The sequence below is a fragment of the Actinoplanes sp. KI2 genome, assembly GCF_025630775.1.
Classification (GTDB): Bacteria; Actinomycetota; Actinomycetes; order Mycobacteriales; family Micromonosporaceae; genus Actinoplanes.
In genome coordinates, this window is sequence record NZ_JAOSZE010000057.1 from 41,277 (window position 1) to 57,023 (window position 15,747).

The window sequence follows — 15,747 nt, forward strand, 5'->3', positions numbered from 1 at the left end:
TGTCTCCAGTGGCGAGTCGAGGGTCGGCGGGAGAGCGGTCATTGTCGAGACCACTTCTGGTTCGCGCCTCCGTTGCAGGTCCAGAGCTGGACCTTGGTGCCGTTCGCGGTGGCATTGCCGTTGACGTCGAGGCAGAGGCCGGAGGCAACGCCGACGATGGCGCCGTCGGAGGACAACATCCACTTCTGGTGGGCGCTCCCGGTGCAATCCCCGATCTCCACGACGGTGCCGGCCGTCGTTGCTTGGCCACGTGGCTGCAAGCACTTGTTGCCGAAGACGCGGAGCTCGCTCGCCGGGCTCGGCGCGAAACGCTGCCACGCGTTGCCGTTGCAGTCCCAGATCTCCGCGGGGGTGCCGTTCGTCGAGACGCCTCCGGTGATGTCCAGGCATCGACCGGACTGGTTGCCGGTGAGCCGGGAATAGGCCGGCAGCGTGAACGCACCGGTCGCGGTGTCCAGCCCCCACGACGGGAACCAGCTCATGGCCGCGGTGCCGCCGCTGGTCAGCGTAATGGGCAGCCAGACCGGCAACGACGAGTACAGATCCCCGGAGTTCCAGCGGTCGCCGACGAAGACGTAGTTGGTTCCGGCGCTACCGCTGATCGGCAGCAGGAACGACGTCTGCGAGTCGTAGGTGCGGGTGCCGGACGGCGCGAAGTTGGCGAACGCGCTCCACGGCCCCGCCGGCGAGGTGGCCGTGGCGTACACGTTGTCGTTGGTGCCCCAACCGGTCAGATGCGATGTGAGCAGGAAGTAACGACCACCCACCTTCGCCATTGTCGGAGCCTCCAGCGAAGGAAAGGTGGCGACGGTGCTTTGCGCGCTGGTGTAGTCGGCGGAAAGGCGTTCGATACGCATGCCGGCGGCCGGATCCTCGTGGATCATGTACGCGGTGCCGTCGTCGTCCTTGAACAACCCAAGATCCCGGCTCGGGTGGCCGAGCGGCCGAGTCGCGCCCAGATAGGTGTACGGCCCGCAGGGCGTGTCGCTGATCGCCACACCGGCGCGCTGGTCGTTGTACGCGGTGTTGTCGATGTGCATCCACAACACGTACTTGCCGGTGGTGCTGTTGTAGATCACCTTGGGCCGCTCCACGATCCGGCCGGGCCCGAGGTCGCCCCCGGCTTGCCTGGAGAGCGCGTTGGCCTGTCTGGTCCAGTGCCCGAGATCGGTGGATGAATAGCAGGCCACCGCCGTGAAGGTGGAACCGGCCACCTTGTCCTCGCCGACCATGTAGTAGGTAGAACCCACGGTGAAGATGCCGGCGCCGTGTGCCTGCAACCGGTTGCCGGCCGTGTCGGTCCACATGGTGCCCGGGACGACCGTCGCGGTGGCGGCTTCCGCCGCGCGGGGCACGCCCAGCAACGCCAAGACGACACCGATCGTCGCCGCGAATGCACGCCGTAGGCCGGAGTGCGTTCTGACCATGAATGCCTCCAGATGAGAGCTGGGGCCGCGGGTGGCGGCGGCCACGAGAGCCTTCGTGAGGCACCGGGGAAGCGGTGCGCGGGCGGCGCTGGAGAACCGATTCGACGGCGACGCTGCCCGTAATGCGCCTGCAACATAGGTCGCACGGTGATGAATGTCAAGCGATGGACGCCGATGTCTGGTGCCCCGCCAAGTCAATCGCCAAACGCTCACCTACCTGGGATCTCTGGCTGGTTCCCGCACCCGAAGGCGGCTGCCGGTGAGATCTGCACACCGCGCCACCTCGCCGTTCACACGGGCGACTCCCGATCGGCCCCGGCACGTCGCCACTGCGGCCTGGGCGAATCGATTCGACCGACGATGCCGTCAGCGCTGCGCGGCGGTGGAAGTTGCGGGCTCTGCGAAGACACCGTGTTGACGGAGCGGTCATCGCCGCCAACCATAAGGGCATACGTATGACTTCTGGAGCGCCCGGACGCGGCGGAGAGGACGGCTGGATCAAGGCAGCGCCACACCTGGGCCATCGTCACCAAGAGCGGGGGGAAAAGCGGATCGGGTGCCGATCCGCAATGCGTCCGCGCCGGCGTAATACGCACGGAAATGCGCCCGCAGGCTCTTTTTGGAATTGACCCTGCAAAATTTCGAGGCCGTGGCTGAAAACCTGTTATGCCGGACCCGTCCGAAGGTCACCGACGGCTCGGGAAGCGACAAAAACCCCTGGTGAGCTGCTAGTACGACCCCGGGTCCACCTCGTACAAATTCTTGTACTTGAATGTACTGCAACATTCTGGCAGCCTCCTGAAATGAGGTGTTAACGTTCTCATCCCGGCGGCGCGGCTCCTCCCCGGCATCGCCGCTCTGCGTCACAGGTCGCGTTGACACCACCCCGTCCGCCCTGATCGCCGGGAGAACCCATGAGGCATGCCGTCCGGTTACGAATCAATCGCGCCGTCGCCGTCGCGCTCGCGGCCGCGCTCGCCCTGACCGCACCATTGACCCGGCCGGGCGCAGCGGCGGCCGAATCGAACGGTGGCGTGCGCGTCATGCCGCTCGGCGACTCCATCACCGAGGGCACCCAGGTGCCGGGTGGGTACCGCATCGGCCTCTGGCAGCGGATGGCGACAGCGGGCTACCGCGTCGACTTCGTGGGCACCCAGTCGAACGGGCCGGCCACCCTCGGCGATCACGACCACGAGGGCCACCCGGGGTGGCGGATCGACCAGATCGACGCGAACATCTCCGGGTGGCTCGCCACCGCCGGCGCCCGGACCGTTCTGCTGCACATCGGCACCAACGACGTCCTGCAGAACTACAACCTCGCCGGCGCGCCCGGGCGGCTCTCCACCTTGATCGACCACATCACCGCGGCCGCGCCCGCCGCGGACGTGTTCGTGGCGACCATCATTCCGCTGGCGTCGGCCGGTCAGGAGGCCGCCGCACGCACCTTCAACGCCGCCGTTCCCGGCATCGTGCAGAGCAAGGTGGCCGCGGGCAAGCACGTCCACCTGGTCGACATGCACGCCGCGTTGACCAGTGCGGACCTCATCGACGGCATCCATCCCACCGCCACCGGGTACGACAAGATGGCCGCCACCTGGTACGCGGCCCTGCGCTCGGTGCCCGGCTCGATCGGTGACCCTGGCGGCGGAACCGGCGGAAGCCTGGTCAGCGCCGCCTCGGGGCGATGCCTCGACGTGCCGGGCGGCAACACCACCAACGGCACCCAGCCGATCATCTGGGACTGCAACGGCGGCGCCAACCAGCAATGGACGTTCACCGGCCAGACCATCCAGACGCTCGGCAAATGCCTCGACGCACCGACCGGCGCAACCCCGGGCGTAAAGGCCCAACTGTGGGACTGCAACGGCGGCGCCAACCAGCAATGGACCCACAACGCCGACGGCACCGTCCGCGGCGTGCCGTCCGGGTTGTGCCTGGACGTCGACCACAACCGGACCGCGAACGGCACCGCCGTGCTGCTGTGGACCTGCACCGCGGCGGCGAACCAGCGCTGGTCCCAAGTCTGAACGGGAGGACCCTGTCATGACAACGAGAAGGAACCGCCTTCGCGTGGCGGCCGGCATCTTCGCCACCGTGCTGGCGGCCGCCGCGGCGATGGTCGCCGTGTCACCGCCCGCGGTCGCCGCCACCTCCGCGGTGTGTGACATCTACGCCGCCGGCGGCACGCCGTGCATCGGCGCGCACAGCACCACGCGCGCCCTGTTCGGGTCCTACAACGGCCCGCTCTACCAGGTCCAGCGGTCGTCCGACAAGGCGTACTCCGACGTCGGTCTGCTCGCGGCCGGCGGCTACGCCAACGCCGGGACCCAGGACGCCTTCTGCGCCGGCACCTCGTGCACGATCACCAAGATCTACGACCAGACCAGCAACCACAACGACATGCCGATCTCCTGGGGCGGCTACTGGAAAGGTCCCGGCCCCAACGGCGCCGACGTCGGCGCCGACGCTAAGGCGCTGCCGCTGACCGTCGGCGGTCACCCGGCGTACGGCATCAAGGTCACTCAGGGCGTCGGGTACCGGGTCGACAACGCCCGCAACGCCCCCACCGGCCCGCATCCCGAGGGCGTCTACATGGTGACGTCGTCCAACTACGTGAACCAGTGGTGCTGCTTCGACTACGGCAGCGGCGAGAACTCCCACACCGACACCGGCAACGCCACCATGAACGCGATCGAATGGGGCACCGCCTGCTGGTTCGGCGGATGCGTCGGCTCCGGCCCGTGGGTCGAGGCCGACCTGGAGAACGGGATGTACCACACCAACACCGGCTCCAACAAAGACCCGAACAACTCCGGCGTGCACTTCCCCTTCGTCAGCGCCTGGGAGAAGAACAACGGCACCAGCAACTTCACCCTCAAGTACGGCAACGCCACCACCGGCGGGCTGACCACCACCTTCTCGGGGCCGCTGCCCAACGGCTACTCCCCGATGAAGACCGACAGCTCCCTGCTGCTGGGCACCGGCGGGGACAACAGCGTCTCCGGCGTCGGCTACTTCTTCGAGGGCGCGGTCATCTCCGGCTACCCGTCGGACGCGACCGAGAACGCGGTGCAGGCCAGCATCGCCGCGGCCGGGTACTCCTTCGGCAGCGGCGGCGGCAGCGGCCCGAACAACGCCGAGCTCGTCGGCGGCCAGTCCGGACGATGCCTCGACGTCACCGGCCAGAGCACCGCCAACGGCGCCCAGGCGCAACTGTGGGACTGCTCCGGCAACGCCAACCAGCGCTGGACGTACACCTCCGGCAAACAGCTGCAGGTGTACGGGAACAAGTGCCTGGACGCCTCCAACCAGGGCACCGCCAACGGCACCAACGTGATCATCTGGGACTGCAACGGCCAGGCCAACCAGCAGTGGAACATCACCACCACCGGCACCATCACCGGGGTCCAGTCCGGGCTGTGCCTGGACGCCAACGGCGCGGCCACCGCCAACGGCACAAAAATCATTCTCTGGTCCTGCAACGGCGGTGCGAACCAGCAATGGTCGGCCCGCTGACCTCGGAAGGACGACTCACCTGAGAAGGACACACGCCTCCGGTGGCCGGCACATCGGCCACCGGAGGCGGGATTGTGCCCGGTCGGCTCGACCTGCTGGTCGATCGAGCCGGCCGGGTGACCCGGGTGTCGCGGGATCAGTTGCGCGTGCTCCATCGCTGATTGGATCCGCCGTTGCAGGACCAGAGGATCACCTTCGTGCCGTTGGCGGTGGCTGCGCCGTTGGCGTCCAGGCACAGCCCGGACTGGACCCCGGTGATGGTGCCGGTGGTGGTGATGTTCCACTGCTGGTTGGCCTGGCCGTTGCAGTCCCAGATGATCACGTTGGTGCCGTTGGCGGTGCCCTGGTTGGAGGCGTCCAGGCACTTGTTCCCATACACCTGCAGCTGTTTGCCGGAGGTGTACGTCCAGCGCTGGTTGGCGTTGCCGGAGCAGTCGTACAACTGGACCTGGATGCCGTTGGTCGTGCTCGAGTTCGGTACGTCGACGCACCGGCCGGAGCCGTCGCCGACGATCTCCACGTTCTGCCGGGCCGGCGGGTTGCCCGAGGCGATGCCCGCCGACGACATCACCGCCTGGGCGCCGGCCGGCCAGTTGCCGCCGGTGACCGTCGTGTTGCCGGACACGTTGTTGCCACGGTCGCCGTTGCCGATGTACGTGGTGCCGTTGGTGGTCCAGTTGCCGGTCACGGTGAGGTTGCCGGTGTTGTTGTTCGCATTGGCGTTGGCGGTCGACCAGACCCCGACGTCGGAGAACACGTTGCCGTTAGCGGTCCAGTATCGGGAGCCCTCGTCGAAGTAGAGGCCGAAATACCCGTGGGTGTGCAGGCAGTAATTGCCGTTCACGAGTCCGCCCGAGTTGGCGGAGAGCGTGTAGATGCAGCCACCGTCGTTCATCTGCTGCATGACGTCGTGCACGTAGTTGCCGGTGACCTGGTTCCCGGTCGCGGTCGTCGCGGTGGAATACCGGGGCTGGTAGTTGTAGAGGCCGCGGTTGGCGTAGTCGTTGCTGCCACCGGCATCGTTCGCGCCCCAGCCGTAGCCGACAGCGATGCCGGAGTACGGCATGTTGTAGACCTCGTTGTGCGTGATGACGGCGTTCGTGACGTACGTGCTGAGGAAGGAGACGATGCCGCGGTAGTCCACGCCGAGGTCGTGCACGAGGTTGTTGCTGATCGTGAGGTTCCGGTTGACCATGCGGCTGTCGCTGGGGTGGTGCGCGTCGGCCTGGACTCCGCCGGCGACGATCCCGCCCGCCGCGACCCCGGTGAACACCGACCCGGTGACGGTGATCGAGCTGGTCCCCAGACCGACACCGCTCGCGTGGGCGTTGGCGTCGTTGCCGATGCCGACGGCCGTCTGCCCGAGGTTGACGAACCGGTCGCCGGTGAAGGTGATCGTGCTGGCGGCGGACACCTGCACCGCGGCGGGCATCTGACTCCACGCCGGACGGGTGGCCTCGAACTGGGTGCAGCCGGACGTGCAGGAGCCGAAGCCGGGCCACGACCGGGTTCCGGCGAGGTAGGCGCCGGTCTGCTGGTCGGCGTAGCCCTGGTTGCTGCTGGGACCGAGCCAGCTGGTGCCGGTGAACTCGATGCCGGAGAAGGTCAGGTCGTGCGCCGGCGAGTCGTACGTGCCGCCCACGTCCACCAAGGAGGCAAGGGTGGGCAGTTCCACGTCGGCATTGGTCATCGACTCCCCGGAACGGGGAATGTAGGACAGCGTGCCGGTGGCCGGGTCGAGGTACCACTCCCCCGGCGCGTCGAGGAATTCGTACGCGTTCTCCAGGTACATCGGGCCGGCCCGGAAGGGGCTGGTGAACGTGTCGTACCCGAGGGCGTTGTTGTTCCACGCCGGCTGTTGCATGGTCAGCAGGTTGTTGCTGATGCTCTGCACCGGTGCGTAGCGGTCGGTGAAGGAGTTGATCGCCTCCACCTCGACCCGGCTCTGGTTCGCGATCGAGTTGAGGTAGCTCAGTGCCGAATTGGTGAATCGCAGACCGGTGCCGTTCGCGGTGAAATCGGAGCGGTTCACCTGGGTGCGGGCTCGAGTGGCCGGGCTGCCGTTGACGTAGAGCTGCCGGGTGTCGAGCCCGCTGCCGATGCTCGCCTGCCAGATGTTTCGCCCGGCGTCGGTCTGCCGCCAGCCGGTGACCTGTCGCGCGCCGGTGATGACCGGGTGGGCGGACGGCGCGGCCTGCCAGACGACCGTGTGGCCGTTGGTGCCCGAGTCGGCCGCGGTGAAGCGCAGCGGCGCGGACAGCCGGTACGCCCCGTCGGCCAACTGGACGACGATGTCGCCGGTCATGCCGCCGGCCGCCGACCGCACCGCCGCCTGAGCCCCGGACAGGGAGCACGGCTGAGCGCTCGAGCAGGCGGCGCCGCTGCCGGCCGGGGCGGCGTAGAGCGTGGTGGTTGCCGCGGCCGCGGGTGACGCGCTGACCAGGACAACGGTCGCCGCGGCCGCGGCCGACAGGCTGATCCCGGCGATCAGTGGTCGGCGCCGGGCACACGAGAGCAGGGGCATCGGGACTCCTCGAGAGCGGTGGAGTCGTCGGTGGGGAGCCCGGACGGCTGGTCCGGCGGCGCGGGTCTGCTCAGACGTCTGCCGGAGGCTCGGCAGGAGCGTCCGGGACGTATCTCGCCGCCATTTGCCTGCAACATAGGTGATACGTATGATGGATGTCAAGCGATGTTCATCGATGTACTGGTGCGCGCTTCATGGGCCGCCGCCAGGATGAGGTAACCGGCGGCTGTCCAGGTGTAGGCGCGGTCGCGCAGCCCCTCCCCGGTTTCCGCGTTGAAGTTCTCGGCGAAGCCGGAGGTCTCGCAGAGCCGGCGGAAACGGTCGCTGATGTCGTCGGCAAGCCGGCGCTGGCCGGCTCGCCGCAGGCGGTCCTCCACGAGCAGGGTGGGCGGCGCCCAGATCGGACCGCGCCAGTAGCCGTCGGCCAGGTAGTGCGGCGAGCCGGGCGGTTCGGTGGCCAGTCCGTGTGGCGTGAGGTGGGCCTTGAGATTCGCGGTCAGCGCGATCCGGACCTCGTCCGGCAGCTCGGATCCGAGCGCGATCGGCATGAGGGCAAGCAGACTGGTGCTGTCGGTCAGCTGCCCCGTGTGAGTGTTGCGGGCCCGGAAGCGGCTGCCGTCCCACAGCGTCGACAGGAGTGTGGCCTGCATCTGCTCGGCGGTGTCGGTCCAGCGTACGGCCGCGGCGGTGTGGCCCAGCTCGGCGGCGAGCCGACCGAGCTCACGCAGCTGCATGATCAGCGCGGTGGCGAGATCGGCCGTCTCGAGCACCCCTCCGGCGTCGAACGTGGTGGCGTTGTCCCAGCCGCTGTCGTTGCCGTGGTGGTAGTGGGCCAGGACGTGCCCGGGCGCGCGGCGTTGGGTGAGCCAGAACTCGGTCCATCGGCCCAGCCGCTGATAGACCTCGGCGAGCCGATCCTGGGCCGGCGGGGCGGGCAGCAGCCGGCGCAGCCGCGCGAAGGCCCAGCCGTGGAGGGGCGGCTTGACGAAGTTGTAGAGCACCTCGGAGTGGGCCACCGAGTCGGGCAGAGCGCCGGTCGGGTCCTGGTGGTCGAAGGGCACGTGGAACTGATGCCAGGCCAGGTCCGGGTCGCCGGCGGCCAGCGCCAGGGCGTTGAAACAGTGGTCCCAGCTCCAGACCTTGTCCATCCAGTGTTTCGACATCAGCACGGCAGGGCGGGTGAGGAAGCCGGCCGGCGCCACGGTGGCCGACCAGAGCACATAGACGGCCAGTTCGGCGGCCGGCGTCCGGGTGCTGCGCCACGGCGCGACAGCGTCGAGGTAGCGGTCAAACCCGCTGCGCGCCGCGTCAGCCAGCTGATCGAAGGTCGCGTCGGGCCGGTACGGGTCCCGGCCGGTCGCATACTCCTCGATCGCCACCTCCCACGGACAGTCGTCCGGCAGGTCCAGATGCCGGTCGCCGGAACCCAGCAACTCGGCGCCCGCCGCCGTGCCGCGGCTCCCGGGCAGCACCGTGACCCGGTACCGACGGCCGGTCTCGTACGACGTGAACACGTACGAGCCGTCCCGCGGATCACCGTAAAGGTATGCCCCGGAGAACGGCGTCAACGCCGCCGCGGCCGCCGCGACCCGCATGCCGAGGCCACGGCCACGCAGCCGGACCGTGTCGGCGTTCTCGAAAACCACCTCGACGGCGCCGGCCCCGTGCGCCCACTCCAGCCGGGCCGGCGTCGCCGTGACCCGCGCGTCGACGCGGCCGCCGCCCCGGGTCGGGACGAAGCGCAGGACCGCGTGCATTCCGGTCTGATGGGACACCAGATGCAGATCATCGGCGTAGGTCTTCTCCGCGACGACCGGCGAAATGCCGAACCAGGCCCCAGGGTGGCTGAACGGAACATCCTGGACCGAGAAAGTGGTGACCACGGAGACGGGTACCTTTCGTCATCGGCCTTGACTCAAGATAGCGAATCGATTCGACGAGTCGGTCCGCCGAACCATAGGCCTCGGGCGGGGCGAGGTCAACGTAGGGTCGTCGGTTGACACCAAGCGCCGTCATGGCCAGGCTCGACGCCGAACCGGTTCGACGATCGGCCGACGTAGCTCAGGAGAGACCCATGAACATCGGCGAGATCGCCCGGCGCGCCGGGGTGTCGCGCAGCACCGTCTCGTACGCGCTGAGCGGACGTCGACCGGTCACCCCGGAGACCAAGCAGCGGATCCAGGCGGTCATCGACGAGATCGGCTACCGGCCCAACGCCGCTGCCCGGGCCCTGAAGGAGGGGCGAACCCGCACCCTTGGACTGGTCATTCCGCCCGCCAGCCAACGCCTGACCGACATGCAGCTCGGTTTCGTGGCCAGCGTCGTCGAGGCCGCCGCCCGCGCCGACCTCGACGTGCTACTTTCCCCGTCCGGCGGCGACCACGACCGCTCCTTCGAACGCCTGATCTCCGGCAGCCGCGCCGACGGCGTCATCCTCATGGAGATCCGGCTCGAGGACGAGCGCGTCACCCGCCTGCAGCAGGCCGGGCTGCCGTTCGTCACGATCGGTCACACCGCTCATCCGCACGGCACGTGCTGGGTGGACCTCGACTACGCCACGCTCATGGCGCGCTGTGTGCACCACCTTGCCGACCTGGGGCATCGTTCGATCGCGCTGATCAATCGCTCGGCCGAGCTGATCGCCTCGGGTTACGGCCCGGCGCACCGCGCCCAGGCGGGTTTCGCCGAGGCGGTCCACCAGCGCGGCCTGAGCGGCGTCGAGGTGCCGTGCGCCGACGACCCCGGCGCCGGTGAGGAATGCTTCGAGCAGCTCCGCGAGCGGCACCCGGAGGTCACCGCGATCACCACGATCAATGAGGCCGCGCTGCCCGGCATCCAGCTCGGCATCGAGCGGGCAAAGATCTCGGTCCCGCGCGACCTGTCGATCGCCGGGGTGGCGGCCCGGCACTGGGCCGAGGGTTTCCGTCCCCAGCTCACCGCGGCCGACGTGCCCACCCCGGAGATGGGCGCACACGCCGTCGAACTGCTGCTCGAACGCATCGCGGCACCCACCACGCCACCGCGTCACCTGCTGCTCACGCCGCCCATCTCGCTGCGGGACAGCACCGGGCCGGCACCGGCCCGCTGACCCGGCCCCGATCCGGAGCGCATGAGGTGCCGTCCCGGCCGACCGGGACGGCACCTCGGGAGAGTCCTACCCGATCTTGGTCAGCGTCCAGAGATGGTCGGCGGTGCCGTTATCGCCCCATTGGAGCACCTGAGCGCCCGAGGTGGTGGCCATGTTCGTGACACCGAGCAACAGGTTGCTGTTGACGTTCCAGATCTTGTATTGACCGTTGCCGGCCGACGTCACTGTCCACAGGTGATCGGACGTTCCGGTGTCGCCCCACACCAGGGCGGGCGCGCCTTGGCTGGCGGAGGCGTTCTGGATGCCGAGGACGACGTTGGCGGCCTGGCTGACGATCTTGTAGTGCCCGGCGCCGTCCGCGGTGAGGGTCCAGATCTGGGAGGAGCTGTTACTGGCTGTCTCCTGGACCGCGGACGTGCCCCAGGCCGTACCCCCGTTGAGAGTGGCGAGGCGCAGGCCGCTGTTGACGTTCGCGATTCGGTACGTGCCGGCCAGGCTGGAGCCGGTCGAGCCGGGTGTGATGGTGATGCGGTACGCGTTGTTGGTGGCCATCGTGATCGGAACGCTGATGGTGCCGTTGGACGGGGTGTAGGTCGTGGTCGAGATGGTGCTGGGACCGGCGGACGCGACGGTGCGCCCCTGGGACACGGTCTGTTCGATCTTGACACTGACGGTGCTGCCGAGGTTGAGCCCGTTGACCGTGACGGCACACGATCCGCTGCAGTTGCCGACGACGATGCTCACCTGGTTGTTGCCCGACGGCACCGAGGCGAACCCGTCGATGCCGGTCTGCGCGGGCGGGGTGGTCACCACCATGGTGCCGCTCATCGCCGCGTACCAGGTGTAGAGCCAGTAGGCGGCGTTGGGGCTGCCGCCTCGGGCGGTCAGCAGATCGCCCAGCGCACCGGACTGGTTCCAGAAGGCCAGCTCGGCATCGCGGATACCGAGGCGCTCGAATTTCGAGATGTACCCGACGAGCGGGCCGGGCAGGCCGACCTCGCTGGGCGACGCGTATTCCTCGATCGCTACCGGTCGCCGGCTGATGCCGAGCTGATCCTCGAGGGCCTGGACCTTGGCCACGTCACCGGCGATCTTCGAGGAGCTCGAAAGTTCGTGCCAGGCGAGGACGTCGGGCACGGTGTTGGTCGCGACCGCGTTGCGGAGGAAGTTCTCCATGTCGCCGATGTTGTCCGAGAAGCTCGGGCCCTGAATGGGTTTGGCGGCGTCGAGCGAGCGTACTTGGCGGAAGGTCGTGGTCCAGAACGCTTCGTAGGTGCCGTTGGCCGAGTTCCAGGTGTTGTCCGACTCGTTCCACAGCTCGTACCCGGAAATGCTGTTGTAGTAGGACGAGGACTTCATCGTGTTGATCTGCGACGTGATGAACGGCGTCCAGGTGCTCCAGCTGAACTGGTAGGGCCAGCCCGCGTAGTAGTCCGACAGCCGGTTGACCAGCTTCGCGCCGACGCTGACCGCGGTCGGCGCCACCACGGAGATGTCGCCGGTCGGCTGTTGCCTGCCGCCCGCGGGCATCTGCACGAAGGTGTTCGGTTTGATCGCCTGGGCCAGCGCGACGGTCGGCTGGGTCGCGTTGGCCAGGCCGTACAGGCTGCCGGTCGCGACATGGGTCACCGGTCGTAAGGCCTGGTTCGCGTTCACCACGAGGGTGGCCGACGCCGCCGCCGCGGATGCCGGTGCCGGCGCGATTCCCAGGCAGAGCAGGCCGAGAGCGACTGCCGCTGCTGCGGAACGGCGGGCTCGGCCGGGCCGGGCTGTTCGGATGGCTCGGATCATTCTGCTCCCGCTCCGTTCACTAGATTCTTCTCTTCCTGGCGACGGTGGCGCGCCCGGCGGAAACCTCGTGCACGCTATAGGCCCGAAGCAGCACCTCACCTCGGACTTCGTGATAGGAAATCGTTTTCCGAATGTAGCCGCGCCGACGCCGGGCTGTCAAGCGATCGATGTCGATACGTGGACCGAGGTGCCGCCGCTGCCGGCATGTCCAGACATCGAAATTCCTAAATCTATTGACGCCATACGTCATACGACTTATGTTTCGGCGTGCGCGCATCGGACAGGCATTCGCTTCCCCAACGAGGAGTCCATTCGCTTCCCCAACGAGGAGTCAGAGCCGTGAGAACTGTCCAAGGACGACGCTTCCTTCCGCGCTGGGTCGCGGTGCTCGGCGCCGTCGTCGTGGTCGCCGCGGGGTCGCTCGCCGTCATGACGGCGACCGCTCGTTTCGCGTCCGCGGCGACGACGGCGGGTTGCGGCCAAGGCCCGACGCTGCACAGCGGCTCCTACACGATCCAGAGCGGTGGCCAGAGCCGCAGCTTCATCCTGCGAATTCCCGACGGCTACAGCAACACGCACCCGTACCGTCTGATCTTCGGATACCACTGGCGGGGCGGCACGATGAACGACGTTGCCTCGGGCGGGACCAGCGGAGCCGGGTGGGCCTACTACGGCATGCAACAGCAGTCCAACAACACCGCGATCCTCGTCGCGCCGCAGGGGATCGGGAACGGCTGGGCCAACAGCAACGGCCAGGACCTCACGTTCACCGACGACATGGTCCGGATGATCGAGAATGATCTCTGCGTCGACACCACGCAGTTGTTCGCCATGGGGTTCAGTTACGGCGGCGGGATGAGCTACGCCATCGCGTGCGCCCGGGCCACCGTCTTCCGGGCGGTCGTGGTCTACTCCGGTGCACAGTTGTCCGGTTGCAGCGGTGGTACCCAGCCGATCGGGTACTTCGGCATCCACGGCGTCTCCGACAACGTCCTCAACATCTCGCAGGGCCGGGCGCTGCGCGACACGTACGTACGCAACAACGGCTGCACTCCGCAGAACCCGCCGGAGCCGGCGCCGGGCAGCGGTCGGCACATCACGACCGCGTACTCCTGCCGGGCCGGATATCCGGTGCAGTGGGCCGCCTTCGACGGTGGCCACGGGCCCGGCCCGGTGGACGGGTGCTCCGGCTGCGACGACGGCGCCCGGACCTGGACCAAGGGAGAGGCGTGGCAGTTCATCTCTTCCTTCGCCGGCACGACGCCGCCGAGCACGCCCCCGAGCACGCCCCCGAGCACACCGCCGAGCAGCCCGCCGGCCGGCCAGACGAACGTCATGATCGTGGGCGCGGGTTCGAGCCGTTGCATCGACGTGCCCAACTCCACCACGGCGAACGGCACGCAGGTGCAGCTGTGGGACTGCCACGGCGGCACCAACCAGCGCTTCACCTACACCTCCGGCCGCCAGCTGACGGTGTACGGCAACAAGTGCCTGGACGCCAGCGGTCAGGGCACCGGCCCCGGCACCGCCGTCGTCATCTGGGACTGCAACGGTCAGGCCAACCAGCAGTGGGCGCTCAACGCCAACGGTTCCCTCACCGGTGTGCAGTCCGGACTGTGCCTCGACGCCAACGGTGCCGGCACCGCCAACGGCACCAAGGTCCAGCTCTGGTCCTGCACCGGCGGCTCCAACCAGCAGTGGAGCCTTCGCGGCTGACCCGATCTCATGGTGCCGCTGCGGAGGTCGTCATGCCGGGGGCGCGGTGCTGCCCCGTACGACGAGCGTCGTGGCCAGCTCGACGCGGGTCCGTCGCGGTGTCTCACCGGCCGCGAGCGCGATGGCGACCTTCGCGGCGGCGGCGCCCATCTCCGCGAACGGCTGACGCACCGTGGTCAGCGACGGTGCACACCAGGCGGCTTGCTCGATGTCGTCGAAGCCGACGACGCTGAGGTCGTCGGGGATGCGCCGGCCGGCGATCCGGGCCGCCTCGTAGACGCCGAGCGCCTGCAGGTCGTCGCCGCAGACGATCGCGGTGGGCGGATCGGGCAGCCGCAGCAGCTCGAGCCCGAGGTCACGGCCCTGTTCGAAGCGGAACGCCCCGGAGCGCAACAGGCGCCGGTCGAACGGCACGCCCGCGGCGTCCATGGCGGCCCGGAGGCCGTCCAGCCGGGCCCGCGACGACAGGTCCTTGGCCGGCCCGGCGACCACGGCGATGCGCCGATGGCCCAGGTCGAGCAGGTGCCGCGTGGCGTCGAGCGCGCCGCTCCAGTTGGTCGAGCCGATGGCGGGCGTGCTGCCCAGGTCGCGGGTCGGGTCCAGGGCGACCAGCGCGACTCCCCCGGCCTCCAGCGTCTCGCGGTGCTCGGGGGTGATGGCGGAGGAGACGGCGATCACCGCGGCGGGCCGGCGGCGTAGCAACGTATCCATCCAGAGTGGACTTGTCTTGGGCCGCCGACCCACGTCGAGGAAGCCGAACGTCATGTCGTGGGTGCCGGCGACCGCCTCGGCGCCACGCATTATCTCCATCGCGATGGAGCTGAGCATGCCGGAGAACACGGCCTCGAGATGCCGGGCCGCCTGGGCCGGGGCGGACCGGCGGTAGCCGTGGTCGCGCAGCAGCGCCTCCACTCGCCGGCGGGTCTCGTCGCCGACGCCGGCCCGGCCGTTGAGAACCTTCGACACCGTCGGCGGCGAGACTCCCGCGAGCTCGGCGATCGCCGCCACGGGCAGGTCGCCGACGCGCCGGCGGCGCCGGGGCCGGGGGCTGTCCAACATGGCAGCGAGTGTACGGACCGGGCAGGGTCCGGAAGCGCCGGCGTTGCAGCCGGGCGGGGTTGCCGCGGCCGCTGCACGGGTTACGTTCGCGAAATTGTTGGCGAGCGCCGAGTCGTCGAGTGCCCCGCGAATTTCGGGCCGCTGATCCGGGCTTGAGAGCGTCCAATGGCAGGTAGACGCCCCGGAACTTTCGGGATCGTTCGTAGCTCACTCCATCGAACAGAGCGCCGCACCATCGTGAAGATCGGCGCCCGCGCGGAACTAATGCGTACATTTGCGTGCTATTTGGACAAGCTTGTATCGGAAATTTCTCGAAACTTATTGCCCACGGCCAAGCCGCCCGGCAGCATCGACGTTGATGAATGAGTCGAACGCCGCCCGGTCGTCCACCGGGACGGCTCGGGCTTAGGCCAGGAAAGGAGGCCATGGTGACGACAAGTCCTCTCGTCCATCGTGGCGGAACCCGGCAGACGAGATCTCTCAAGGTCAAAGCAGTGGTCGCCAGCGCTGTCGCCGCCGTGGCGGCGGCGGGTGTCGTCATGGTGATGCCGGCCGCGAACGCCGCAGCCGGCACCCTGGGCGCAGCGGCCGCGCAATCAGGCCGCTACTTCGGCACCGCCATCGCC

Annotated in this window: 9 protein-coding genes; 4 read left to right on the forward strand and 5 right to left on the reverse strand. The window is 68.7% G+C overall.

All coding sequences use genetic code 11. The features are described from left to right. Positions 1-38 precede the first annotated feature (38 nt). Positions 39-1,427 (reverse strand): ricin-type beta-trefoil lectin domain protein, encoded by a 1,389-nt coding sequence (locus tag ODJ79_RS40685; protein WP_263029051.1) that lies wholly within the window; start codon positions 1,425-1,427, stop codon positions 39-41. 914 nt (positions 1,428-2,341) lie between these two features. On the opposite strand from ODJ79_RS40685, the gene ODJ79_RS40690 reads away from it, so the two are divergent. Both ODJ79_RS40690 and ODJ79_RS40695 read left to right on the forward strand, forming a co-directional pair. After that, entirely contained in the window at positions 2,342-3,454 is a 1,113-nt protein-coding gene (locus tag ODJ79_RS40690; RefSeq protein ID WP_263029052.1) for a ricin-type beta-trefoil lectin domain protein, read from the forward strand. Between the two features lie 16 nt (positions 3,455-3,470). Next, complete coding sequence (locus ODJ79_RS40695) at positions 3,471-4,943, forward strand: arabinofuranosidase catalytic domain-containing protein (RefSeq protein WP_263029053.1); 1,473 nt, start codon at positions 3,471-3,473, stop codon at positions 4,941-4,943. Positions 4,944-5,079: 136 nt separating this feature from the next. Here ODJ79_RS40695 and ODJ79_RS40700 read toward each other — a convergent pair whose 3' ends face one another. Together ODJ79_RS40700 and ODJ79_RS40705 are read right to left on the reverse strand one after the other, a co-directional pair. Next, positions 5,080-7,467, reverse strand: a complete 2,388-nt coding sequence (locus ODJ79_RS40700) for an RICIN domain-containing protein (protein WP_263029054.1) — start codon at positions 7,465-7,467, stop codon at positions 5,080-5,082. A 158-nt stretch (positions 7,468-7,625) separates the two neighbouring features. Beyond that, positions 7,626-9,350: an amylo-alpha-1,6-glucosidase gene (locus ODJ79_RS40705; RefSeq protein WP_263029055.1), complete on the reverse strand. Its 1,725-nt coding sequence runs from the start codon at positions 9,348-9,350 to the stop codon at positions 7,626-7,628. 191 nt (positions 9,351-9,541) lie between these two features. Here ODJ79_RS40705 and ODJ79_RS40710 point away from each other — a divergent pair, with 191 nt between their 5' ends. Beyond that, positions 9,542-10,555, forward strand: coding sequence for a LacI family DNA-binding transcriptional regulator (locus ODJ79_RS40710; protein WP_263029056.1), 1,014 nt, complete (start codon positions 9,542-9,544; stop codon positions 10,553-10,555). Positions 10,556-10,621: 66 nt separating this feature from the next. Here the strand turns inward: ODJ79_RS40710 and ODJ79_RS40715 are convergent, their stop codons facing one another. Further along, positions 10,622-12,184, reverse strand: coding sequence for an RICIN domain-containing protein (locus ODJ79_RS40715; RefSeq protein WP_263029057.1), 1,563 nt, complete (start codon positions 12,182-12,184; stop codon positions 10,622-10,624). 591 nt (positions 12,185-12,775) lie between these two features. Here ODJ79_RS40715 and ODJ79_RS40720 point away from each other — a divergent pair. Further along, entirely contained in the window at positions 12,776-14,062 is a 1,287-nt protein-coding gene (locus ODJ79_RS40720) for a ricin-type beta-trefoil lectin domain protein (protein ID WP_263029060.1), read from the forward strand. Between the two features lie 30 nt (positions 14,063-14,092). Here the strand turns inward: ODJ79_RS40720 and ODJ79_RS40725 are convergent, their stop codons facing one another. Continuing rightward, complete coding sequence (locus ODJ79_RS40725; protein ID WP_263029058.1) at positions 14,093-15,121, reverse strand: LacI family DNA-binding transcriptional regulator; 1,029 nt, start codon at positions 15,119-15,121, stop codon at positions 14,093-14,095. Between the last annotated feature and the right edge of the window lie 626 nt (positions 15,122-15,747).